Source organism: Sphingomonas sp. P4_D12 (assembly GCF_056401895.1).
Map to the genome: position 1 here is coordinate 387562 of NZ_JBFUIL010000001.1, position 23443 is coordinate 411004.

Genomic DNA, 23443 nt, shown 5'->3' on the forward strand with positions numbered 1-23443 from the left:
CGTCAGGCGGCGAGGCGCTTCGGCTCGATGCCCTGCGTCGCGGGTTTGAGGAAATGCTGTTTCCACATTTCGTGGATGAACGGCTGCCACAAATTCCAGCCGAGCCCGAGGTCACCGGCGCGGATGCGGTCGAGCACCTTGAGCCACCATTTTTGGTCCCAGATCTCGGACTGGCGGAACGAGGTCGAGGTCAGCGTATCCTGCATCAGCTCGAGGAAGCCGGGCGAGGTGAACCACAGATCCTGCGGCGGACGGAAACCCTGCTTGTTCCAGCGCGTCGCGATCGCCTCGGGCAGAAACTCGCGCAGGCCCTCGCGGATCGGGCGCTTGGTCTGGACGTCGCCCATGATCAGCTCGGGCGGCAGGGACAGGACGAATTCGGACAGGCGATGGTCGCAGAACGGCAGGCGCACCTCGCGCGAATGCGCCATCGAGTTGCGATCGCCGTAGCGCAGCAAAGTAGTCAGGAAACGCTCGAAACTGTCCTCGTAGAGCGCGTCGCGCAGCGGATCGCCGCTGCCATGGTCGTTACGCCCTCTTTGTTCGGACACCGCCTCGCTATAGCCGGGCTTCAACCCGAAGCGGATGTCCGAGCCGCGATTGAGCATGTGTGCGAGCGCGTGGCGCAGTCGCTGCGGCACCGCGGACTTCATCCGCATCGCGCGGTCCATCTGCGCGGCAGGATAGCGGCGTTCGATCTCGGGCAGTTCGCGCGCCAGCCGCGCGGTCTCGCCGCGCGCCTTGAGCGAGCGGATGTAAAAGGCGAAATATTGCTCATAGCCGCCCATCAGCTCGTCGGCGCCCTGGCCGTCGAGCAGCACGGTGATGTTATGCTCCTTGGCGAGGTGAAACACGCACCATTGCGCGAACTGGCTCGACGATCCGACCGGCAGCTCGTTGTGCCACATGAAGTTGGGCAGATCGGCGATGAAGCGGTCGACGGTCGGCTCGACGATATGGCTGACCACGCCCGAGGCATTCACCACCTGCTCGGCGAAATGCCATTCGTCGGCGGGCGTGCCGGGGAAGCGGCCGGTGAAGGTATGATAGACCGCGTCCGGCCCAAGCAGATGCCGTACCGCGCCGACGATCGCAGACGAATCGAGCCCGCCCGAGAGGCACGACCCGACTTCGACGTCCGAGCGCATGCGGATGCGCACCGAATCGACGAACAGGTCACGGAATTCGGCCATCGCGTCCTTCGGGTCCGCGAATTTGCGCTCGCGTGTCAGGTCGATGTCGAAATAGCGCCAGGTCTTGCTCTCCAGCGTGGCGCAATTGACCACCATCGCCTCGCCCGGGAGCAATTGTTCGATCGCGGTGAAGACGGTCTGGCGCTGGCGATCGGCGCTCGATCCCGGCTGGCAGGTCTCGGTGACGACGCGCAATTCGTCATGGTCGTGCGGCACGCCCGGCAAGGCGAGCAGCGCCTTATACTCCGACCCGAAGGCGAAGAAGCGGTCGCGCATCGTATAGAGGAACGGCTTTTCGCCATAGCGGTCGCGCGCGCACAGCATCATCCGCTGGCCACGGTCATAGAGCGCGAGCGCGAACATGCCGTTGAGCTTCGACAGCACGCCGACGCCCCAGGCGCGATACCCCTCGATGATGACTTCGCTGTCGCTTGCCGATTGGAAGGTCGCGCCAGCGGCGATCAGCTCATTGCGCAACTCGACATAATTGTAGATCTCGCCATTGAAGATCAGCACGAAGCGGCCATCGGCCGAGTGCATCGGCTGGTCGCCGGCGTGGCTGAGGTCGATGATCGACAAGCGGCGATGGCCGAACCAGACGTGGTCGGCCGAATCGTGCCAGCTATTGTCGCCGTCGGGGCCGCGATGGGCGATCAGGTCGAGCGCGGCGTGCGCGCGCCCGCGGTCGATCGGGTCCTTCGACACCAGCCCCAGGATACCGCACATGCTTTGTCTCCTATCGCGCCGGCAGCCCGCCGAGCAGCGAGCGGCCGAGCGGCACGAGGTCGCGCAGATTGGCGCGGATCGCCTCGGCAGGCGCGGCGCCGCCAAGCGATCCCGACAATGACCTGAGATCAGCCGTCAGGTCCAGCCCCAGCGCGGCGATCGCCGCCTGGTGATGGCGCAGGATGGTTGCGGCGAAATCGACATAGCCGAGCGCGGCAGTGAGGATCACCAGCTTGGCGGCTTGGGTCGCATCGCTCACCCGGCGGAAGTCGCGCACCGCGATCAGGTCGCCCTGCGCCAGCACCGGCTTGGAATAAGGAAGGTCCGCCTTGGTCCGATAGGGATGGCCGGCAAGTCGCTTGGCGCGCCAGCGCTGCACCGCGATCAGGTCGAGGATGAGGAAACCGCTATCGGTCAGCAGCTTGGCGACGTCCCAGCCGAGCGGCTGCCCCACGCGCTGTTCGAGGAACGACACCTCGACACGTAGCGCCAAGGTGGTTTCGAGATAGCGCGTGGCATGTTCGAGGATCGCGCCTTCGGCACCCTCGACGTCGATCTTGATATAGTCGGCGGTCGGCAGCGTGCCTTCAGCGAGCAGGCCGTCAAGCGTGCGCGTCTCGACCGAAATCGAGCGGTCGATGCTGTGCTGTTCGGACACGCCGAACCATTCGACCATTTCCTCATTGTGCGGCAGCAGCGAGGCGCTTTCGGGCGAGGGCGGGATGTGCAGCGTCGCGGTGCCGTCGACCCCGCCGACCGCGGCGGCGATCACGCGCCGGACTTTCCACGGCTTGGGATCGCCGCCCTGCAGCGCGGCAGCCTCGGCCGGCTCGGGCTCGAAGCCGATCATCTCGGTCGCCCAGGCGAGCGGCAGCATCGCCGCGTCGAGTCCGCCGCGCGCGCCGATATCGACCGCGGCGAAGCCTGTGCTTTCGCAAAAGCGCGCGGCGTTCAACGATCGGAACTGGTCCTGGGCACTCATGACTGGGTCGATTCCTGGCTCTTGCGATCGGCCGCCGCCTGGATCGAGACGACGACGGTGATGAGGATCGCCGTTACCACCCAGGCGAGTAGCTGAATATAGCCCAGAGCAACCCCACGCAGTCCAGGCGCGAACCACATCGTCCCGCCGACGATGATCAACGTATAGGGCACGAACAGCAGGAACTGCGCCCACATCCGCCCGGTCGCGACGAGATATTGCTGGTGGACGTTGCAATAGACGGTCGGCACCAGCACGATCAGGAACAGCCCGAACAGGAACGTCTGGCCGTGAAAGTCGCGGCCGTACAGCTTCAGGATGAAGCTCGAAAACAGGATGACCAGGATCGAGAAGATCAAAGCGATGCCGACGTTCAGGATCATGTTGTAGCGTTGCAGCCGCTGCGTCTGGCTATGGTCGTCCTGACCGATATAGCGGCCGAGCATCGGCAGCAGCGCGCTGGCCAGCGACGCCATCACCACTAGGATCGGCGAGCGCCATTGCAGCCCGGTATTGATCACCGCCAGGTCGCGCAGACCATAGGGGCTGCGGGTGAGATAATAATTGCCGATCCACATGGCGATGCCTTGCGCGAACGCGAGCATACCGCTCGGCAGCGAGAATTGCAGGATCACCGACCCCTGGCGAATGGCTTCGCGGAAATTGCTGTGCGCGACGAGCCGGTTGCTGACCGATCGCGCGGGGATCGCCACCGCCAGCCAGCGCAGCACGGCACTGCCGGCGAGCACGATCATCACCGGCGTGAGACCGGGTGTCAGCTTCGCGACGACGACCAATATCAGCACGCCGACGATGGCGGTCGAGAGCCGCGCGATCGCCAAGGTGCGGAAGCGCTCGCTCGCCTGGAGCAGGGTGTCGTTGAGCCCCGCCTGGATCGAGGCCAACAACAGGATCGCGCCCAGGATCAGCGGCCAGGCATAGCCAGGCGCGGCAAACAGCCAGGCGGCAAGCGGGCTCGCGAACAGCAGGGCGATCGCCAGCATCAGGCCGGTCGTCGCCGCGGTCAGCCGGCGGCCCAGCAAGACGACGGCGCCTGCTCGTTCGGGCTCGCGCAACTGGTAGCGCGAGACGAAATAGATGATCGCATAGGGCAATTGCAGGCTGATCAGCGGGGTCAGCAGGCTGATCGTCGAGAACAGCAGCGCGTAGCGTCCGTAATTGTCGATCCCAATCGCGCGCGCGATCATCACCGTCTGGACGAGCGCGGCGCCGCGTTCGATCAGCGACGAGGTGAACAGCCAGCCAGCGCCGCGCAGCCAGGCCGCGATCGGGCTGTCGCTCAGCCAATAGCTCGGACTGAGCAGCTTGCGAACGGCGTTCATCGCGGTCGCGCCAACGCGGTATCGATCCCGCGATGGACGCCGGCGACACTCGCCTTGATGTCGAGTTCGTCGAAAATCTCGACCGAGCGCGCACCCATCGCCGCGCGGCGGGCGTCGTCGCTGGCCAATTCGTCGATCAGGCCGGCCAAGGCAGCAGTGTCGGCGCAGGGAAAGATCAACGCATTCTCACCCGGCCGCGCGACGTCGGTCGGGCCGGCGGCACCTACCCGATCGCTGAGCAGCATCGGCAACCCGATGCACGCGCTTTCCGAACAGATCAGCGGATGCGGGTCGGCTTGCGACGGGTGCACCAGCATGTCGGCGGCGGCGTAGAGCGCGGGGAGTTTGTCGACATTGACGAACCCGGCGAAACGGGCGTCGACCCCGGCTTCGGCGGCACGCGCTTTGGCCGGCTCCATCTGCTCGCCATTGCCGGCGAACAGAGCCGTGACCTTGCGACCCTTGGTCTGCGCCAGTGCCTCGATCAGGTCGATCGGGCGTTTGCGGCCGGAGAGCTTGCCGACGAACAGGGCGACGATCGCATCGTCGGCGATGTCGTAGGTGCGGCGCGCCTCGGCCCGTAGCATTGCGCGGTTGGCTTTCGCCGCGCGATAGGTCGTCTCGTCGATGGTGAACGGGCAGCGGAAGATGCGATCGCGCGGGGCGCCATAATAGGCATAGAAGTCGGCGTTGCGGTCGCCGACCGACAGGAACGCCGAATAACGACGGAAGATCTGGCGGACGACGATTTCCTTGGCCATCCGCGTGGTGGTGGTGCGCTCGCGCAGCAATTCGCTGTCGCCGATCGTCATCAACGGCACCTTGTTGCGACGGCACCACCAGATCGCGCGATAGACGTTAGCCTGGGCATGGCCATAGACTAATACCACATCCGGCCCGAACGCCTCCAATCGCTTGCCGATTTCAGGCGAGCTGGGTTCGCGGACGCTCGACTGGCCGTTGGCCGGGACTTCGCCCAGGAACTCGTGGCCGTAGCCGCCGAGCATGTCCATGTTCCAGCTGATCTCGGACTGCATCTCCTTGTCGAAATACGACTTTACCCCGATCGGCGCACCGTAGAGGACGTGGAGATCGATCCCCGGATCGGCGGCAAGGGCGCGATAGAAGGGGACGAAATGCTGGATCGGGTGGGTGACGACGATGGCGAGCCGTACGGGCGCGGGGCGCGTGGGCATGAGCGGGCTCAGGCCGCTTTGGGCTTGAGCACCACGACGGGGCCGTGGCGGTCGATCAGATCGAAGCGGCCGGTCGCCTGGAGCGCGGCGATCAGATCCTCGTAGCTGCCGTTGCCCGGACTGTCGTGCGTCTCCATGACGATCATTCGCGCGCTTGCCAGCGCCTCCAGATCGTTCTTGAGGATACGCCATTCGACGCCCTCGATATCGCTGACCAGCGCGAAGTCGGTGAGGTTATGGCGCGCGATCAGCTGGCTGAGCGTGCAGGCGGGGACCTCGATCGTCGGCAGCGACCCGGCGTCGGTGGCGACGCGGCCGCTGACCGAGCTTTCCCCCAACGCGAACGACACGGTATCGCCCGGATCGTAGCTGATCGCCGCCTCGATCACCTCGACATTGGCGTCGCACTGGTTGATCGCCAGGTTGCGACGAAGCGCCTTGGCAAGGCGCGGATCGGCCTCGACGATGAATTGGCGGCGGGCGGGATCGATGCGGCGGCGGATCGTGCAGCTGATCACGCCGAGGCTGCCGCCAAGTTCGATCACGTCGCAATCGGTCGGCACGTAGCGGCGGACGAAGCGATATTCGCCGGACTCATAACCCTGGAGCAGCAAGGCAGCCTTGATCTTGGGCGTGACCACCGGGCTCGACGTGTCGATGATCAGTCCGCGATGCGGGATGCGGTTGCCGAGTACGCGCGCAGCGACGATCCCGGTCCAGCGATTGGCCAGCAAAGGCCCGATAAAGCGCTTGGCGTGGGTGGCGAGGCTGGTCATGCGTGCTCGGCCATGGGTGAAGCACCCTTACCGGTCAAGTTGAGGAACAGCCGCGTCATATCGGCGCGCGCGGTCGAGCCGACGACGAAGCGCTCGGCCATTGCCCGCGCGCCCGCGCGCCATTGGGCGTATTCGGCCGGGGTCATCGCCGCGAGGCGGTCGATCGCGGCGGCGAGCGCGGCGGGGTTGGGCAGGGGTATATCGAATCCGGCTTTGACGGTTTTGAGGTCCTGCCACGGCGTGCGGTCGCCGATCAGGACGGGAGTGCCGGCGCACAAAGCCTCGAAGATCGCGTGCCCGAAATTCTCCGAGCGCGAGGGCATGAACATCAGGTCCTGCCTGGCCATCGCGGCGGGGACGGCGTCGTTGGTCAACTCGCCGTCGCGATGCGCGGTGACGTTGGCGGGGAGAGCCGCGATCAATTCCTCGCAGCGGGCCCAATGCGCGGGGTCGCTGACGGGGCCGAAGATGGTGAAATCGACGCGCTCGGTAACCAGCGCCAGTGCCTCGAGCGCGACGTCGAGGCCCTTGACGGGCGAGATGCGGCCGAGAAAGGCGAGGCGGAAGAGGTTGCCGGGCTGATAGGGCGGCAGCGGGAAGAGCGGGCGGACGTTGGTGATCCGCTCGATCCGGTTGCTCGGAAAGATTTTCCGGGTGTCCGCTTCTTCTTCCCCGCTGGTGACGTGGAAGGTGACTTGTTTCGCCAGCCCGAGCAGACGAACCAGCGCCATGTAGAGACCCTTGCGTGCATTCTTGAGGCCGAGCGCCCCCGACGAGAACTCACCGCGCGGCGAGATCACCACCGGCGTGCGCGGCGCCCTGCCGAAGCGGCGCGCGAGCATCGCGGGAATGGTGAATTCGCGGTCGAAGAAGCCGTTGACGAACAATAGGTCGTGCGGCGTCTCGCGGAGCAATTCGGCCAGGCCCTCGGCGCCCTTCGATCCGACGGTCAGATAGTGGATCTTCGCCCAGCCAAGGTCGCGCCATTCTCCGTTGGCCACCATCGGCTCGGCCGCACCAAACGGGCGGTCGCGGGCGACCAGAAAGAACTCGACCTTGTCCGAGAGGCTCTCGCACATCGCCTTGACGCTGAGGTTGGGGCCGGCGGATTCGTGTCCCGGCCAGAACGCTCCGATCAGGATGATGACCTTCGGCCTTACCGCCGCCATGCGATCCCCGTCTCGGCGATGCGATAGCGTTCGGCGAGGTAGCGCGGGAATTCCTCGATCGAATTGGCTGCGATCCAGGTCCGCGCCTCGTCGATCTTGGCGTCCATCAGTACGAAAAACCAGAAGCCGTGGAGGAAATGCCAGACGAAGCCGAGCCGGCCGTCGAGAAAGCCGAGCAGCAGGAAATAGCGCCGGATGAAATAGAGCACCGCGCGGAGATAGAGCGGGGCACCGCCATAGAATTTGCGCAAGCCCCGGCGTTTCTTCGCCGAAGCAGTGAGCTGGCCGTCTTCCTCGTCGATCAGCCCGTGCTCGCGCGCGATGAAGTCGATCATCTGGCGCGTGGCGTAGCCGTTATGCTTGTCGGTCCACCAGCCGATGTCCTTGAGACTGGCATCGACCAGATCGCCGCCGGTCAGCCGCTCGGCATCGCCACGCGTGATCAGCAGCCGCTCGTCCATCCAGCGCTGTTCCATCCGCCCGGCATCGGGGCGCCACAGCCGCGTCAGCCAGGTGCGGTAATAGCCGCCCCAGCGGATGAACTTGCCCTTGAACAGCACCTTCAGTTTGACGTCGAGCGCGGTGACGTCGCCGGGGAGGGAAGGGAGCTTGGTCCGAATCTCGTCGATCAGCGCGGGTTCGAGATATTCGTCGCAATCGACGCGGATGATCCAGTCGCTGGCGATCGGAATCGTGTCGAGCGCCCATTGCAGCTGCGCCGCCTGGTTGGAGAAGGCGTGCTGGTGGACTTCGGCGCCCTTTTCGCGCGCGATCTCCACTGTGCGGTCGGTCGAGAAGCTGTCGATCACGATCATCCGCTCGACCAGCGGCGCGATGCGGTCGAGGCAGCGGCCGATATGGATCTCTTCATTATACGAGAGGATCACTGCGGTGAGCGAGGGCGCGGTCACGCGGGGTCTCAGTCCGACCCGGCCATGTCCAGCGTGGCGGCGCTGACCGCGATCAGCTCGTCGAGCGGGATCGGCGGCGGGGCGCCATCGCGGGCGGCGGCATAGAAGGCCTTGACCAGCCCGGTCTGGCCCTTGTCCTGCGCCGATGCCGACTTGGTAACGGTCTTGCCGCCGCGGGTGATGTGGACCTTGCGAAAATCGTCGAGCCGGATGACGAGCCCGCTGGCGAACACTTCGAGATATTCCTTGGGCAGCGAAGAGTCGCCGAGCGAGGAATAGAGGATCGTGCCGGTCGAACCGTCGGCGAAGCGCAGCACCGCGGAGACGGTGTCGCCGACGCCGTCAGGGCTGAACGACTCGATTGCGACCGGCGGGCCGCCAGCGAGGAAAGTGAGCGCGTCGACGAAATGGCAAGCCTCGCCGGCGATGCGGCCGCCACCTTCGCTGCCGTGCAGCCAGCTATCGCCCGGCACGTGCCCGGCGTTGATGCGGTAATGCATCGCGATCGGGCCGCCGCGATTGGCGAGCGCGGCCTTGGCCTCGACCATCATCGGCGCGAAGCGGCGGTTGAAGCCGACCGTCAGCACGCCGGGCGCCGCGATCGCCGCGGTTTGGACCGCGGCAAGTTGGTCGAGAGTCAACGCGAGCGGCTTTTCGACGAACACGTGCTTGCCTGCCTTGAGCGCCTCGACCGTCAGGCGCGCGTGGCTGTCGTGGCGCGTGGCGATGAACACGCAATCGGTGTCGGCGTCACCCAGCACCGCCTGCGGGTCGGTCGCAGCGTGGGCGAAGCCCTGGCGTTCGGCGGCATCGTGCGCGGACAGGCCGGTCGAGGTGACGACGGTGGTCAGCCGCTCGTTGCCTGCTTTCTTGAGCGCGGGGAGCAGCACCGCCTTGGCGTAATTGCCGAAGCCGATGAAGCCGGTGCCGCGGCCCGTCGTGGTCGACGCCTTCTTGCTCGCCACGGGGATCGATCGTTCGATCGGGGTAGGCGTGTCCGAATAGGTCAGCAGGATGGCGAGATACGGCTCGTCGCCATCCATCAATTTGTAGGCTGCCTCGGCCTGCTCGATCGGGAAGCGGTGGGTGACGAGCTTGAGCGGCGTGACGCGGCCTTCGGCGACCAGTTCGAGGAACGCCTGCATGTTGCGCTGCTCGGTCCAGCGGACATAGGCGAGCGGGTAATCATGCCCCTCCAGCTCATAGGCCGGGTCGTGACGCCCGGGGCCGTAGGACATCGACAGCCTGAGATCGAGTTCGCGCTTGTAATAAGGCTCGCGGTCGATCTCCATGCCGGTCAGCCCGACCATCACGACGCGGCCCTTCATCCGGCTGATCTCCGCGGCCTGGTTGGGCGGCGCCGACGACTTGCTGGACGCCGTCACGATCACCGCGTCGGCGCCATAGCCATCGGTGAATCCGCGCACAGCGTCCTCGAGCGCGTCGCTGACCGCGACATCGGCGCCCATCTCAAGCGCGAGCTTGGCGCGCGCCGGATTGGGATCGAAGCCCAGCACGCGGCAGCCATTGGCCTTGAGCAATTGCACGGTGAGCTGGCCGATCAGCCCGAGCCCCATGACGACGACACGCTCGCCCAAGGTTGGGTTGGCCACCCGCACACCCTGCAGCGCGATCGCGCCGATCGTGACGAAGCTCGCCGCTTCGTCATCGACGCCCGCCGGGATGCGTACCGACAGGTTCTTGGGCACGGCGTTATATTCGGCGTGGTTGGCGACGGCCGCGCCCGCACAGGCGATGCGATCACCGACGGCATAACCGCCGGCATCGCTACCCGCCTCGGCGACAATGCCGGCGAGCGAATAGCCGAGCGGGATTGGCGTATCGAGCTTGGCGAACACCTTCTGCACCGTCGGCAACAGACCTTCGTTGCGGACCTTCTGCAGCGTCTTGCGGACGAGGTCGGGGCGCGCCATCGCTTTGCCCGCCAGGCTCGACCGCGCTAGATCGATGATCTGCTTCTCGGTGCCTGCGCTGATCAGCGAGACGCGCGTCGCGACCAGGTTGCGCCCGCCGCCCGCGCGCGGCACGGGCGCGTCGATCAGGCGGAGCACGCCGCTGCGGTAATTTTGTTCGACCTGTTTCACGCAAACTCCGATCCGGCCGGCACCACAGCGCCGAATTCTAATGTGGCTTCAAAGCAACCGGGCGGGAGTGTCAAGCAGAGGCGCCGTGTCGCAACCTCTACCCCCATGTCGGGCCACCAGACCGCGGGCTCGACATAGAGCGGGGCGGAGCCACGGACCGCGATCGACACTTCGCCGCGATGCAGGATGGCGAGATCGCCATGCAGTTCGGCGCGGCACTCGGGGTGAAGCAACAATCGCGACGTCGCCTCGTGCCAAGTCTTGCCGTCGATCCGGTCGTGGATCGTGATACCATCGGCGCTGGCCTCGATACGGCGAACGACGATCGGCTTGCCCTTGAGGCGACGATAGCCGTCATGATGGCCGCGAAGCAGCATGCCGCCATCGCCGCCGACGAACTGCGCGACGCCGACCTGCGGGCGGCGGCCGCAGCGGAACGCGCCGTAGAAGTCGGCGGGCTCGGCGCCAAGGATCGCCAGGCAATTGTGGTGATGCGCGCTCCGCGAGGCCTGGCGGCGATCACCGGCGACATATTCGTAGACGCCCTGGTCGACCACCAGCCGTTCGCCGCCGATCGACAGTTCGATCGAGCCGATATCGCCATGTGCATGCGCTGGCAGGCTGTCGGGACCGATCCGCCCCATGTCCGCGATCAGCGCGAAGCCTGGCGCGTGGAGCCCGAAATAGCCGGCATCGCGAAAGCCGAACGCGCCGTCGCGCTGCGGAATGGTTCGGCCGGTGACGCGCGAGAACGCGGCGAGGCAATCGTCGGGGGCATAGGCCATATTCAGCCCTGCATCGTTGAACACCGCCGGGCCGGCATCGGGATGGGTGAGCGTCGCGACGACCTGCGCCATGCGATCCAGCACCGGGTCGAGCGCCTGGTCACCGAGCGCCACGCGCGTCTCGATCAAATCGGCGAAGACCTGGGCGTGATAGGAGGAGGACCGCTCGTAATGCATCCCGTCTGGCAGGATCTGGCGCGGGATTTCGCGCGCCAGCAGCCGGAGCGCGCGATCACGCAGCCTTTGGCCGAACGGACCGGCGAAGAACGCCCCGCCCCAGGCGAGCGCCTTGATATTCTTGACCAGGTGGTTGCCGCCAAGATCGCGCTCGAGATTTTTCAGCAGGAAGTCGAGTTGCGCAGCCAGGCTGGCGACGATGCGGCGGATATCGGGATCGGCGAGATCGACCTCCCAGGCAGTCAGCCGCTGCATCCACACCACGACGCGCGACGACAGTGCATAGCTGTTCCAGCTGTCGCGCCAATAGCCCGGGCGCCAGGGGGGATTTGCCGCGATCCACTGACGGATCAGCGCGATGCCGGTGTCGCGGTCGAGCTCCTCCAGATACTCCATGTAATGGAGGTTCATGCACCACAATTGGTCGGGATCGGCTTGCCAGTCGATCGCCTCGCCGGTGTCGACGGAGCGGCCGACAAAGGTGAAGCACCAGCCAGCGGGGAGGCGCTCGATCATGCCGGTGCGTGGGGGGAAGATCGGCTGTGGCGCGTCGGCGGCGGGATAAGCGAGCGTTTGGAGGCGTGGCGGCGCCCGCAGCGACCAGCGACGCTTCGCCTCGAGCCACAAGCGCGCGGCGATCTGGCGCGGCGGAATGTGGCGGGCAAAGGCAAGACTGCGGGCGATCTTCATCGCCGGAGCGCTTCGAATTCGGCGAGATAGGCGTGCGCGAGGCTCTCGCGGTCGAACTGCGCGCGGACGAAGGCCCGGGCCGAAGCGCCGATCTGGCGGCCGAGCGCGCGGTCGTCGGCGAGGCGCAGGATCGCCGTGGCGAGTTCGGCATCGTCCTCGGGCGTGATCGCGATGCCGGCACCGCCCGCTTCCATCAGCGCCTTCGCCTCGCCCTCGACGCCGAGGATCATCGGCACGCCGAGCGCCATCGCCTCGAACATCTTGGACGGGATCACGGTCTTGAACGTGTCGACGCGCTTGAGCAGCACGAGCGCTGCATCACTCGCTCCCCACACCGCGGGCATCGCCGCCTTGGGCAGTTGGTCGAGCATGACGATGTTGGTCAGGCCCTTCGCGTCTCGTATCGTCTTGATCGTGTCGCGCTGGGCGCCGCCGCCGACCATCAGGAACGCTATGTCGTCGCGATCGCGAAGTCGTTCGGCGGCCGCGATCACCGCCTGTAGCCCATGCGCCAGGCCGTGCGTGCCGACATAAGAAGCGACGAACTTGCCGGTCAGGCCGTGCTCGGCGCGGAACGCGTCGGCGGCGGCGGGATCGCTGGCGAAGCGCGACAGGTCGACACCGTTCTTGATCACCGCGATTGGGCCCTTGGCGCGGTGCGCGCGGATGTGCGGGACGAAGCCGTCGGTCACCGACACGACGAGGTCGGCCTTGCGATAGGCGAACGCCTCCACCTTCTCGATCGTGCGGATCACGGCGCCGCGCTTCATCGCGCCGACGGTGACGATGCTCTCGGGCCACAGGTCGCGGATCTCGAGCACCCAGGGTCGCTTGTCGCGCTTGAGGAACCAGCCGGCGAGGCCGCAGAAGAATTGCGGGCTGGTCGACATCACTATGTCGGCGCGCGGCAGGCGCCACATCCAGACCAGCACCGAAAACAGATAAGTGAGGTAATTGGCGATCCGCGGTAGGAAACCTTCGTTCGCGGCAAGGTAGGTCCACAGCCGGATGACGCGGATGCCATCGACCGTCTCTTCCTGCCACAACCGGTTGCGGTAGCCCGGATAGAGTTGCCCGGCGGGGTGGTTGGGCGCGCAGGTGACGACAGTCACCTCATGCCCCGCCTCGCGCCAGATGCGCGCATGTTCGGACAGGCGCGACGCGGGCGCGTTCACCTCGGGCGGGTAATAATGGGAGAGCGCGAGTATCCTCACAGATTGATCGCCTAGCCGTTCGCGGACGTCAGCGCCACCGTTCAGGCCGTCGGCAGCGCGTCGACCGATCCCGCGTAGCGCGCTTCGACCACGTGCGCCCAGCGGCGCGAGGTGCGGCGGTCCTCGCGATGCTCGACATCGCCGCGCAGCCAGTCGCCCACGGGAATGCCGAAGCCGGTCTTCGGACGCGCGACGACCTCGGCCGGGACCGGAATGACGGGTGCATTGGCGAGCAGGATCTTGCCTTCGCCCGGCCTGAGCGAAGCGATGCGCGGGGCGATCGTCTCGAGCAGCGTGAAATCTACCAGCGGCACGCGGATTTCGACCGAATGCGCCATGCTCGCCCAATCGCTGTCGCGCAGCAATTGGTTGCGCATGTAATTGCACGTTTCGAGCGCACCGACCCGGCCATTGTCGGAGCCAGGATCGGGCTGGAGGCTGTCGGCGAACAGACCGAGCAGATCGAGTTCGGCCAGACCCTCGCGCGCCATGTCCGGGTCCATCGCGTCGTCGAGTTCGAAGGGAAGTAGCACCGCGCGGCGTAACAGATAGGCGCCGGCCCAGGTCCCTGCATGATCGAGCACACCCAGCGCCTTCGGGTTGCGGCGAGCAAGCCGCGGCGCGAAGGTTCGGATCAGCATTCTGGCGGCCTTTGCCGCTCCGGGTATCCTGGTTAGCGGCCCGGCGCGGTGGAACATTCGAGGGACCGACCGGAACGTCGAGTAGCCCGCCAGCAACTCGTCGCCGCCCAGTCCTGACAACGCGACTTTCAACCCCATTTCGCGGCAGGCCTTGCTGACGAACCAGGTGTTGATGCCGTCGATGCTCGGCTGGTCCATCGCATTGAAGATCGTATCCAGATCCTCGGCGAATTCGGCGGCGGTGACGGATCGGACATGGTGGTCGACGCCATAACGTCGCGCCATATCGACCGCGCCGGGCATTTCGTCGTCGGCAGTCCCGGCGAACTCGCGATAAGTGAGCGTGCAGGCACGGATCCGTTGCTGGCCGCAATCGCGCATCAGCCCGATCAACGCGCCTGAATCGACCCCGCCGGACAGGAAGGCGCCGACTTCCACATCGGCGACGAGATGATGGCGAACGCTGTCGCGCAACGCCGCGCGAATATCGTTATCGCTGATCACTCGCCCACGCGCGTCGGCGAGGGTGGCAGCGACATTGGCGTAACGCGCTGGGGCGCCCGGTCCCTCCTCGGTGCAGGTCAGCCAGTGTCCGGCAGGCAGTGCGCGGATCGCGCGATAGGACGTGAACGGTTCAGGCACCGACCCGGTAAGGTGGAAACCCGCCAGGCCTGCGGGGGAAGGATCGCGGGAGATGGCGGGATCGACCAGCAGTCCTTTGACTTGCGATGCGAATCGCAACGTCCCGGCGCTGTCGGCGTAATAAAGCGGTTTGATGCCGAGCGGATCGCGCGCCAGAAACATCGTCCGGGCATGGGCATCCCAGATTGCCAGCGCGAACATCCCGCGCAGCTTTTCCAGCATGCCCGCACCATATCGGGCGTAGAGGTGGAGCACGACCTCGGTGTCGGAGTCGCCGGCAAAAGTGGCGCCCTGCTCGATCAACTCGGCGCGGAGCGCGCGGTAATTATAGATCTCGCCATTATAGGCGATCGTATACCGGCCATCCGGAGTCGGCATTGGTTGCGCGCCGGTTTCGCTGAGATCGATGATCGACAGCCGACGATGACCGAAGCCGGCGCGGCCATCGGGCGCGATCCAAAGGCCGACACCATCGGGGCCGCGGGCCGCCATCCTGTCGCGCATCGCGATCAGCGTAGCGCGACCGATGGGCGCGCCGTGTGCGGCATGTGCAAAGAAACCGGCCAAGCCGCACATGATGGAAGCTTAGGGCTGTGCGGAAGGTCGACGCATCACGCCAGCCAGCGCCTGCGGAAGGAATCGGTTCATCAACTCCAGGGCGATGTGCGCCAGGATCACCAGCGCTATGGGGCCCAAAATGTCGGATACGAAAGCGCCATCGACGCGGAGGGCCATTCTCATCCCGATCAAAACGATAAAGAACAGGTGCCAGGCTTTGCGTTGGATGACCTCATAAGAATAGATCGTCCAAAGACCAAAGACCAGCGCCAAGAATATCGCGATGCCCATCGACAATACCCAGCCACCATTCCAATATGCCTCCGCCGCAATGCCCGCGCTGGAGGACGAATTATAGTTGCCGTTGGCGGCATAGGATAATTCTCTGCCGACATCGGTGATGATTGGTTTTGTCGGATAGATTATTCGCGGGATCCAGACGATAGACCAGTAGCGGTAAGAGTTTCCGGGCATGCCGTGATCGTACTGATTGATCACGAAAGTGCCGGCATTGACGAAACTCAGTCGCATCCAGCCCGTTTCGACCTCGGCAAATTGATCGCTCTCACGACCCGTAGTGAAATAGGAGAGATATAGACCCGGAATATCTTTAGCCTGGACGGCGCTATCGTAATATTTACCGTTCATATCTCTTACGTGAGTGATGATCGGAGAAAGAAACATGAACAAAGTCACAAAGGATCCGGCTAGAAGTGAGATACGGAGCAGGCTGCGACGATGATAGATGAACGCAATGCTGACCATGACCAGCGGCATGAGCATGACTGACTTGCTCATCGCGAAGAATCCGATCACGCACTCTCCGAGTGCAAGAGCGATCGGCCAGATGATGAATTCGCGCCGCTTATTCTCAAGCCCCCAGAAAATCACCATGAAATATCCGAGCCACGAAAGGACAGATAAGTTCGCTAGGGTACTGAAAAGACTAAGATTAATCCATCCAACGATCTGCGGGAAAATGATCAGATAGTTAACAGCGGAACCAACAATCAGGCACATCGACCCGAATGCAATCATACTGAAATTGGATGTGCTAATAAACTTTCTGTTGTGGAAGATATTAGTTATAGATCTATTGTTAATAGCTATGAATAATATCTTGGTCGCGGCGATAAATACGAAATTGAATAACGTAATGACTAAGTTTAGTTTAACAATTTCGTAGGAAAAGTAGCTGTAGAACCCCTTCATCAACTCCTGTGTATCGGCGTTGGTCCAGATCGGCACTAGCGAGCCGATGCCGTAATAGCTCAATAGCGCCACTCTGTACCACAGCAAAGGCGTCCAGAGCGAGGCGACGTTGAGCTTCATTTGGCGATAGCCGGCCCAGGCTAGCATGATCGAAAAGCCGATCAGCCCGATCGTATTGATCCAATCTTCCGAACCGGCGAGCGCGCCTGAGCCGATCGCGAACCACAAGGCGATAAGCGCGGAAAACAGAACTTCGCGATAGGTCGGCTCCAGATCGGCGATCATCGACGACCTGGGTTGGCGCCGCTCGGCCTTGGGCGCATATCGTGAGATGGCGAGGGTCGCCATGATCAGGCTGCCATTCGCAGTGACGCCGCGCGCGCGGCGCGTGCGATGCATTCGCGGCCATACCAATCGACCTGCAGGTCGGCAAAGCCTTTTGCCTTGAGCGTGTCGAGGAAATGCTGCGGATCGCCGCCGAAATCGTGAAGCTCAATCGCGACGCGATCGGTGATGTCGAGCAAGCGACTGCCGCGTTCTGTCATGAAGAACTCGCTGCCTTCGATATCGCATTTGAGGAAGTCGATATGATCGATCGCGTATCGCCGCAGGAATTCGTCTTCGTTGATCGTCGGCGCATCGCCATAAGCGGGATCATTTTCGAAATCGCGCTGCTGTTTATCGGTGAAGATGCCAATGAAGGCCCGGCACAATTGCGCGCGATCCTGGAAGCCGTTGGCCGCCATCGTCGCCGCCCATTTGGCGCCGAGCGGCGCGCTGGGTTCGATCGCGATCAACCGCGCTGTGGGATTGGCGGCAAGCGCCTGGGCGGAGAAATTGCCCATATTGGCGCCAAGATCAACGACGGTGCCGCGGTCAGGCACGCGCAGGAAGTCGCCGCCGGCATAAACGTCGCGGACCCATATTTCGCGCAACCCGCTGAACGCGCTGTCGCCGGTCAGGAGCGCGTCGCCGATGGCGTGGTGCACGCGAAATGGCCCGGTGCCCATCAAGCGATCGGCCGCCAGCAGGTTGCGGGTCTTCAGCGCGCTCGGCAGCGTCACGACGACGCAGGCCAGCCAGCGCAGCGCGGTGCCAATGCCGGCAACGCGGGCGATGCCCCTGAAATCTCCGAACAGCTTTGCCAACATGGATAGAGTCGTTTCCGCCAATGCGTTTTTGTCCACGCCGTCCTAGGCGGGTCGATCCGAGGGGGTCAATGCGGTAACGCCGGCGCGCAATCGCCCGAAGGTGCCGTCGATTTGAAGTCCTGTAGAATTAGGTCGAATGCGGGCGGTATCGCTCAGCGAACTTCGTCGAGCAATCCCCGTTCCCTCAGCAGCGCTGCAATCTCTTCCGCCCGCGTTTCCAGCGAATAAGCGGGTACGCAACGGGCATGACCGGCTTCCGCAATGGTCGCGCGCTCGGCTTCGTTCGCGAGGTAGTGCCCAATCCGCTCGATCAACTGCTCCTCGCCGGTGAACACATCGATCTCCCGTCCGGGTTCGTAAAGCGCCCGCACCTCGTCGTTATCGACATGGAGCATGAACCCGCCGGCGGCGGGGATCTCGAATGTCCTGGTTGACGTGAGGTCCTGCCATTTGTCCGGCCCGACCTCGCCATGGTGGATCGCGAGGTTGATCCGCGTTTCCTCGATCGCGCGGGCGAAATAATCGCCGGTGAGCGGAGCGCCCATGACAAAGCGAGCCAGCGGCGTTCCCTTGGCAAGATCGGTCCAGCCGTTGCCGACGACGACGAAACGCTGATCAGGGAAGGCGTGCGCGACCGCGGACAGATGTGCGGCCTTGTGCGGCGAGGCATTGCCGATGAAGCCGATATCCCAGCGATAGGGAATCGCGCCCGGCGCGTGGCGGCGCGAATGCGCGCTGGGGCAATAGCCGTGATGGACGAACGCATGCCGTGCCGGCCCGACCAGTTGATCGAGATACGGCGCATGGTAACTCTTGGAGGTGACGATGAGGTCGGTCGCGGCCAGCACCGCCTCGTCGACGCCGGCGTGATCGAACAGCACATCGGGATAGAAGACGACGACGCGCGTGCCGTTCGCGCGCAAGCGCTCGACCGTCGATCGCGCGATGTTGACGCCCTTGATGGTCAGCAGGAGCTCGACCTTGTTGAGCTCGGCGACCCGCAGGATCTCGGCGTTATATTCGGCGATCGAGTTCTTCCACAACAGCCGCGCGGCGCCGCGTGCCAGCCGGCCACGGCCGCGCACCACGAAATGGAGCAGGTCGACCTCGGCAACGTCCCAGCCCAGCGCACGGAACCCCCCGACCAGGCCGCGTGCGGTCGAGCCGTGAATGAACTCGCTGGCGATCATCATCCGGACGGGCCGGACGGCAGCGGGCAGGGTCATTCGCGAGCCTGTTGCGGGCCGCCAAGGCATAACCTGTAGAATTGCCGCACTATCGCCCCTTCGATGATTTGGCCGTCTCGCCCGGTCGCACCGCTATAGGGGGATAAGCGCGCGGTAAACAGCCGACATGCCCGCTTGGCGATGCTGCCTCGCCAATGCTTGCTTGATCGCAGGCGAGCGCGGTGCCTATCTGCAAGAATGGATATCCGGGTTATCTGTTTTGCCGGGCGATACGCGTCATGATCGCCCGGCGGTTGAAGTCTTTGTTCGGCGGCGGGGGTGCTGGTGGCGAGGCGGCCTCGTCCAACGGCGCGCACGTGCCACCGGGCGAGCGGCTCTATGCAATCGGCGACGTGCACGGTCGACTCGATTTGTTGACGCACTTGCTCGACGCGATCGATCGCGACGATGCGGCACGCGGCGCGGCGGAGACGCGGATCATCCTGCTCGGCGACCTTGTCGATCGCGGACCGCAATCGAAACAGGTGATCGACCATGTGTTGACGCGCGACTGGGGCACGCGGCGACCGGTGTTCCTGAAGGGCAATCATGAGGAAGTGTTCCTGCTGACGCTCGGCGGCAATCTGGAGGCGGCGCGGTTCTGGACGCGGATCGGCGGTGCCGAGACGATGGCGAGCTATGGGGTTTCCCAGTCGCTGATCGACTCGGGCGATACATTGTCCTTGTGTGAGGACTTCGCCAGGCGCGTGCCGGACGCGCATGCCATGTTCCTCAACCGCATGACTGATACCCTTGTGGTCGGCGGCTATTGCTTCGTCCATGCCGGCCTCCGTCCAGGGGTGCCGCTCGATCGCCAGAAGGCCGAGGATCTGCGCTGGATCCGCGAACGCTTCCTCGATTTCGAGGGCAGCCACGGTACGATCGTCGTCCACGGCCATTCGATCAGCCCGGCGGTCGAGGAAAGGCACAACCGCATCGGCATCGATACCGGCGCCTATGCCAGCGGGACGCTGACCGCGATCGGGATCGAGGCGGGGCACCGCTGGTTCCTCGCGACGTGAGCGGCGGCGGGGCCTCCGCCGAATTCCTGCTGCTCGCGGCATGCTGCCGCTGGCCGACTGACACGATTGCTATCCACAAGGCTGCCCAGACCGCGATCGATTGGCCCCATTTCGCGGCGCTGGCGCGGCGCCATCGCGTGCGGGGGTTCGCGCGGATCGGGCTGGAGGCGGCGGCGATCGATGTTCCGCCCGGGCTTGTCGCGGCGCATCGCCGCCAGACCGCGCGCAACCTGTTGTTGCTCGACGAGGCGGCGCGGATCGCCGCGATGCTGGCGGACGCCGACATTCCCGCAGCGTTTCTCAAAGGCGCGACGCTGGCCCAACTGGCTTATGGCAACCAGGCGGTGAAGCAGACGCTCGACAACGATTTGCTGGTCGGCCCCGACCAGGTCGCGGCGACGATCAAGCTGCTCGAACCTATGGGTTATCGTGTTGTCGATCCGGCGGTGCCGCTCGATGGGAAGCGGCTGTCGGTGTTGATCGACCTGGTCAAGGAATGCACCCTGGTGCGACCAGGCAACAAGGCGATGATCGACCTCCATTGGCGCATGACCTCGATCGAGGGGCTGCTGGCCGAGCCCGATCTGATACGAGACTTGCGGATCGTGACCATTGGCAACCATCGGCTGCCAACGCTCGGCGATGAGCCGTTAATGGTCTATCTCGCGGTCCACGGTGCGCGGCACGGCTGGTCGCGGCTCAAATGGCTGGCGGATTTCAACGCGCTGCTGGCGGTAAGGGATGAAGCGGCGGTAGCGGCCTTGCGTGCCCGGGCGAAGCGCGACGGCGTGATGAGGGCGATGGATCTTGCGCTATTACAGGCGAATCGCCTGTTCGGGACGGCCGTGCCCGACGATGTCGGGCGATCGCGCCGCGTCCGCTGGCTCGCCGCTTTATCCGACACGCTGATGCGCGGTGCCGACGAACTGGCCGAACAGCATCGGGTGCCGCGGCGCTACATGGCGGTCGGTCATGTATCGGCGTTGTTGCTCAAATCGAGCCCCGCCTACCTCGCCAACGCTGCCTGGAGCAGTTGGGTGTCGACGGCCGACGCCTTGGCGCTACCGCTGCCGCGTGCCGCGCGGCCGCTTTATCTGTTGATCAGCCCAGCCGCCCGGATTGGCCGTGCCGCGCGCCGGATGGTCGATCGGGGCTTTTCGCGGACGGCGCGGAGCCCTATGCGCGCCCGCCAGGAGAATTGAATGTCGATCAAGCCGCTGCGCAAGGCCGTGTTCCCCGTCGGGGGGCTCGGTACCCGATTCCTGCCCGCGACCAAGGCGCTGCCCAAGGAGATGCTGCCGATCGTCGACCGCCCGCTGATCCAATATGCGGTCGACGAAGCGCTGGAGGCGGGGATCGAGCAGATGATCTTCGTCACTGGCCGCGGCAAATCGGCGATCGAGGATCATTTCGACATCGCCTACGAACTCGAAACGACGATGTCGAACCGCGGCAAGTCGCTGGAAATACTGCATCAAACGCGTCTTAAGCCCGGCGCGGTCGCCTATGTCCGCCAGCAGGAGCCGATGGGGCTGGGGCATGCGGTATGGTGCGCGCGCGACATCGTCGGTGACGAGCCGTTCGCGATCTTCCTCGCCGACGAGCTGATGGTCGGCCAGCCCGGCTGCATGAAGCAGATGGTCGACGCCTATAATCGGGTCGGCGGCAATCTGGTCTGTGGCTATGAAGTCCCGCCGGAAGAGACCGATCGCTACGGCATCATCTCACCGGGGCGGCACGACGGCAACCTGGTCGAAGTGACCGCATTGGTCGAAAAGCCCGCGCTCGGGACCGCGCCATCGAACCTGATGATCCCGGGCCGTTATATCCTGCAGCCCGAAGTGATGCGGGTGCTGGAGACGCAGGGGAAAGGCGCGGGCGGCGAGATCCAGCTGACCGACGCGATGGCACAGATGATCGGCGGCCAGCCCTTTCATGCCTATAAGTTCGGCGGGCGCCGCTTCGATTGCGGCGACAAGGCCGGCTATATCCAGGCGAACATCGCACTGGCGCTCGATCGCCCGGAAATCGGTCCGGCGATCCGAAAATTCATCGACGAACTCTAAGCCGCGCAGCCCGGGCAGCCCGGATCCTTGGGCAGGCGGATCGTGCGGAAGCGTAGCGATAGGCCGTCGGCGAGCAGCAAGGTGCCGGCAGTGTCATCGCCGAACGGTACGATCGCGCGGATGACTTCGAGCGCGGCCAGGCTGCCCATCACGCCCGCCATTGCGCCGAGCACGCCGACATCGGCGCAGCTGACGCCCTCGCGCTCGGGGTCGTGCCCGACGAAACATCGATAGCAGGGCTTGTCGCTTTCCCAGCCGCGATAGACACCGAGTTGACCCTCGAACTGGCTGACTGCCGCCGAGACCAGCGGTATCCGCAGCGCCTGCGCGGCGTCGGCGACCGTCAGGCGTGTCGCGAAATTGTCGGTGCCGTCGAGCACGACATCGGCCCCGGCCAGGATCTCGCGCACATTGGCCGAATCGATCCGCACGCGGTGGCGGTCGATCGTCACATCGGGATCCAGCCTGGCGAGCGCGGCGGCTGCGGCATCCGCTTTGGCAGCGTCGATATCGGCGGTCCCGAACAGGGTCTGGCGCTGGAGATTGGAGAGGTCGACCGCATCGTCATCGACGATCGTGATCCGCCCGATCCCGGCCCCGACGAGATATTGCAGCGCTGGGGACCCGATCCCGCCCGCACCGACCACTACGGCATGGGCGCGGCGCAAGGCCAGCTGTCCGCCGCCGCCGATTTCCTTCAAGACGATATGCCGGGCGAACCGTGAGAGGTCGGTATCGGAAAGGGTGGTCGTGGAGAGGCTCACGGCCCCCATGTAAGGGTGACGCCGGTATGGTACCAGCTGTCGGCAGCGGGCGGCGGGCCGGCGATGTTGCCGCGCGCTGCCTTTTGGATGACGCCCGCGGCGAATTGCTCGACGGTCGGGCAATTGATCGCCCTGGGCACGATCTTCACCGCCTCGCCACTGACCGACGAGACGAGCACGACCATATCGACCTTGATGCTGGTCTTGCCATCGATCGGGGCGGGCGCGGCACAGCGGCCCGCTGCGATCTCGTCATGGACGAACTTGGTCATGATCGCCGCATAATCGGGCGTGGTCGTCAGCCGGAGGTCGGGCAGTTTCGACCAGTCGCTGGGGACAGCCGTCGGGACGACCGTGGCAACGGCCGCCTGGAAGAGCAGAAAGAATCCGAACATCATTCGCCGATTATCGACCAGTAGAGCCGAAACCGCCACTACCTCGATCAGTGTCGTCGAGATCGGCCACTTCGTCGAGCGTCGCGCGCTGAACCGGGGCGGGGACGAGCTGGGCAATCCGGTCGCCGCGGCCAATATCGAACGGCTGATCGCCCAGGTTGGCGAGGATGACTTTCACTTCGCCGCGATAGTCATGATCGATCGTACCAGGGGTGTTGAGGCAAGTGACACCGTGTTTGAGGGCGAGACCCGACCGCGGGCGGACCTGAACCTCATAGCCTTCCGGGATGGCGATCGCGAAGCCGGTCGCGACCGCGTGGCGGGCGCCGGGTGCGAGCGTCAGGGATTCGGCCGCGACCACGTCCATCCCGGCGGCGCCGGTGGTGGCATAAGCGGGAAGAGGCAGATCGTCGCCATGGGGCAAGCGCTTGACGGCGATACGAATGGGGGCGGTCATCTGGTCTTGGTCACCTTTGCGACGGGTCTCGATCCGGTGCGG

The 23443-nt window shown here is 64.8% G+C and carries 20 protein-coding genes; 3 read left to right on the plus strand and 17 right to left on the minus strand.

All coding sequences use genetic code 11. From position 1 onward, the window contains the following. Positions 1 to 2: 2 nt before the first annotated feature. From asnB (AC1DSD_RS01800) to AC1DSD_RS01865, 14 genes are all read right to left on the minus strand, one after another. Entirely contained in the window at positions 3 to 1919 is a 1917-nt protein-coding gene (asnB, locus tag AC1DSD_RS01800) for an asparagine synthase (glutamine-hydrolyzing) (RefSeq protein ID WP_478027993.1), read from the minus strand. 10 nt (positions 1920 to 1929) lie between these two features. Beyond that, complete coding sequence (locus AC1DSD_RS01805) at positions 1930 to 2901, minus strand: FkbM family methyltransferase (RefSeq protein ID WP_478027994.1); 972 nt, start codon at positions 2899 to 2901, stop codon at positions 1930 to 1932. Further along, positions 2898 to 4244 (minus strand): oligosaccharide flippase family protein, encoded by a 1347-nt coding sequence (locus AC1DSD_RS01810; protein ID WP_478027995.1) that lies wholly within the window; start codon positions 4242 to 4244, stop codon positions 2898 to 2900. The genes AC1DSD_RS01805 and AC1DSD_RS01810 overlap by 4 nt, the downstream gene beginning before the upstream one ends. Beyond that, on the minus strand, positions 4241 to 5440 hold the full coding sequence (locus AC1DSD_RS01815; RefSeq protein ID WP_478027996.1) for a glycosyltransferase family 4 protein: 1200 nt from the start codon (positions 5438 to 5440) through the stop codon (positions 4241 to 4243). Before AC1DSD_RS01815 ends, AC1DSD_RS01810 begins: the two co-directional genes overlap by 4 nt. Positions 5441 to 5448: 8 nt before the next feature. After that, the gene (locus AC1DSD_RS01820) at positions 5449 to 6216 is read right to left on the minus strand and encodes an FkbM family methyltransferase (protein ID WP_478027998.1); all 768 of its coding nucleotides are present in this window, start codon (positions 6214 to 6216) and stop codon (positions 5449 to 5451) included. Beyond that, positions 6213 to 7385, minus strand: a complete 1173-nt coding sequence (locus tag AC1DSD_RS01825; RefSeq protein ID WP_478027999.1) for a glycosyltransferase — start codon at positions 7383 to 7385, stop codon at positions 6213 to 6215. The genes AC1DSD_RS01820 and AC1DSD_RS01825 overlap by 4 nt, the downstream gene beginning before the upstream one ends. Then, positions 7373 to 8296: a glycosyltransferase family 2 protein gene (locus tag AC1DSD_RS01830; RefSeq protein ID WP_478028000.1), complete on the minus strand. Its 924-nt coding sequence runs from the start codon at positions 8294 to 8296 to the stop codon at positions 7373 to 7375. The genes AC1DSD_RS01825 and AC1DSD_RS01830 overlap by 13 nt, the downstream gene beginning before the upstream one ends. 8 nt (positions 8297 to 8304) lie before the next feature. Further along, complete coding sequence (locus AC1DSD_RS01835) at positions 8305 to 10401, minus strand: bi-domain-containing oxidoreductase (protein WP_478028002.1); 2097 nt, start codon at positions 10399 to 10401, stop codon at positions 8305 to 8307. Then, positions 10398 to 12053, minus strand: a complete 1656-nt coding sequence (locus tag AC1DSD_RS01840; protein ID WP_478028004.1) for a heparinase II/III domain-containing protein — start codon at positions 12051 to 12053, stop codon at positions 10398 to 10400. The genes AC1DSD_RS01835 and AC1DSD_RS01840 overlap by 4 nt, the downstream gene beginning before the upstream one ends. Further along, entirely contained in the window at positions 12050 to 13267 is a 1218-nt protein-coding gene (locus AC1DSD_RS01845; RefSeq protein ID WP_478028005.1) for a glycosyltransferase family 4 protein, read from the minus strand. The genes AC1DSD_RS01840 and AC1DSD_RS01845 overlap by 4 nt, the downstream gene beginning before the upstream one ends. A 41-nt stretch (positions 13268 to 13308) precedes the next feature. Further along, positions 13309 to 15126 carry an asparagine synthase (glutamine-hydrolyzing) gene (gene asnB / locus AC1DSD_RS01850; RefSeq protein WP_478028007.1) on the minus strand — a complete coding sequence of 606 codons (1818 nt, stop codon included), beginning with the start codon at positions 15124 to 15126 and terminating at the stop codon, positions 13309 to 13311. Positions 15127 to 15135: 9 nt separating this feature from the next. Beyond that, on the minus strand, positions 15136 to 16719 hold the full coding sequence (locus AC1DSD_RS01855; RefSeq protein ID WP_478028008.1) for a hypothetical protein: 1584 nt from the start codon (positions 16717 to 16719) through the stop codon (positions 15136 to 15138). Beyond that, positions 16671 to 17471, minus strand: coding sequence for an FkbM family methyltransferase (locus tag AC1DSD_RS01860; RefSeq protein WP_478028009.1), 801 nt, complete (start codon positions 17469 to 17471; stop codon positions 16671 to 16673). Before AC1DSD_RS01860 ends, AC1DSD_RS01855 begins: the two co-directional genes overlap by 49 nt. Before the next feature lie 152 nt (positions 17472 to 17623). Then, on the minus strand, positions 17624 to 18697 hold the full coding sequence (locus AC1DSD_RS01865) for a CgeB family protein (RefSeq protein ID WP_478028011.1): 1074 nt from the start codon (positions 18695 to 18697) through the stop codon (positions 17624 to 17626). 239 nt (positions 18698 to 18936) lie between these two features. Between AC1DSD_RS01865 and AC1DSD_RS01870 the strand changes: the two genes are divergently transcribed. Genes AC1DSD_RS01870 through galU form a run of 3 tightly spaced genes read left to right on the plus strand, consistent with a single transcriptional unit; the run spans position 18937 to position 21785 of the window. After that, the gene (locus AC1DSD_RS01870; RefSeq protein WP_478028012.1) at positions 18937 to 19719 is read left to right on the plus strand and encodes a metallophosphoesterase family protein; all 783 of its coding nucleotides are present in this window, start codon (positions 18937 to 18939) and stop codon (positions 19717 to 19719) included. Further along, positions 19716 to 20921, plus strand: coding sequence for a nucleotidyltransferase domain-containing protein (locus tag AC1DSD_RS01875; protein WP_478028014.1), 1206 nt, complete (start codon positions 19716 to 19718; stop codon positions 20919 to 20921). The genes AC1DSD_RS01870 and AC1DSD_RS01875 overlap by 4 nt, the downstream gene beginning before the upstream one ends. After that, entirely contained in the window at positions 20922 to 21785 is an 864-nt protein-coding gene (gene galU, locus AC1DSD_RS01880; RefSeq protein WP_478028015.1) for a UTP--glucose-1-phosphate uridylyltransferase GalU, read from the plus strand. Here the strand turns inward: galU and AC1DSD_RS01885 are convergent. The 3 genes from AC1DSD_RS01885 to dut are packed head-to-tail and all read right to left on the minus strand — an operon-like array spanning position 21782 to position 23401. After that, entirely contained in the window at positions 21782 to 22549 is a 768-nt protein-coding gene (locus AC1DSD_RS01885) for a HesA/MoeB/ThiF family protein (protein WP_478028017.1), read from the minus strand. The two genes, galU and AC1DSD_RS01885, sit on opposite strands and share 4 nt — an antisense overlap. Beyond that, positions 22546 to 22944, minus strand: coding sequence for a hypothetical protein (locus AC1DSD_RS01890; RefSeq protein WP_478028019.1), 399 nt, complete (start codon positions 22942 to 22944; stop codon positions 22546 to 22548). The genes AC1DSD_RS01885 and AC1DSD_RS01890 overlap by 4 nt, the downstream gene beginning before the upstream one ends. 10 nt (positions 22945 to 22954) lie before the next feature. Further along, positions 22955 to 23401, minus strand: coding sequence for a dUTP diphosphatase (gene dut / locus AC1DSD_RS01895; protein ID WP_478028021.1), 447 nt, complete (start codon positions 23399 to 23401; stop codon positions 22955 to 22957). Between the last annotated feature and the right edge of the window lie 42 nt (positions 23402 to 23443).

Coding starts and splice junctions, on each gene's coding strand:
- AC1DSD_RS01865 (WP_478028011.1), bottom strand. CDS start 18,697: ATGACCCTGCCCGCTGCCGTCCGGCCCGTCCGGATGATGATCGCCAGC.
- AC1DSD_RS01820 (WP_478027998.1), bottom strand. CDS start 6,216: ATGACCAGCCTCGCCACCCACGCCAAGCGCTTTATCGGGCCTTTGCTG.
- dut (WP_478028021.1), bottom strand. CDS start 23,401: ATGACCGCCCCCATTCGTATCGCCGTCAAGCGCTTGCCCCATGGCGAC.
- AC1DSD_RS01870 (WP_478028012.1), top strand. CDS start 18,937: ATGATCGCCCGGCGGTTGAAGTCTTTGTTCGGCGGCGGGGGTGCTGGT.
- AC1DSD_RS01805 (WP_478027994.1), bottom strand. CDS start 2,901: ATGAGTGCCCAGGACCAGTTCCGATCGTTGAACGCCGCGCGCTTTTGC.
- galU (WP_478028015.1), top strand. CDS start 20,922: ATGTCGATCAAGCCGCTGCGCAAGGCCGTGTTCCCCGTCGGGGGGCTC.
- AC1DSD_RS01855 (WP_478028008.1), bottom strand. CDS start 16,719: ATGCATCGCACGCGCCGCGCGCGCGGCGTCACTGCGAATGGCAGCCTG.
- asnB (WP_478027993.1), bottom strand. CDS start 1,919: ATGTGCGGTATCCTGGGGCTGGTGTCGAAGGACCCGATCGACCGCGGG.
- AC1DSD_RS01890 (WP_478028019.1), bottom strand. CDS start 22,944: ATGTTCGGATTCTTTCTGCTCTTCCAGGCGGCCGTTGCCACGGTCGTC.
- AC1DSD_RS01825 (WP_478027999.1), bottom strand. CDS start 7,385: ATGGCGGCGGTAAGGCCGAAGGTCATCATCCTGATCGGAGCGTTCTGG.
- AC1DSD_RS01840 (WP_478028004.1), bottom strand. CDS start 12,053: ATGAAGATCGCCCGCAGTCTTGCCTTTGCCCGCCACATTCCGCCGCGC.
- AC1DSD_RS01815 (WP_478027996.1), bottom strand. CDS start 5,440: ATGCCCACGCGCCCCGCGCCCGTACGGCTCGCCATCGTCGTCACCCAC.
- asnB (WP_478028007.1), bottom strand. CDS start 15,126: ATGTGCGGCTTGGCCGGTTTCTTTGCACATGCCGCACACGGCGCGCCC.
- AC1DSD_RS01860 (WP_478028009.1), bottom strand. CDS start 17,471: ATGTTGGCAAAGCTGTTCGGAGATTTCAGGGGCATCGCCCGCGTTGCC.
- AC1DSD_RS01810 (WP_478027995.1), bottom strand. CDS start 4,244: ATGAACGCCGTTCGCAAGCTGCTCAGTCCGAGCTATTGGCTGAGCGAC.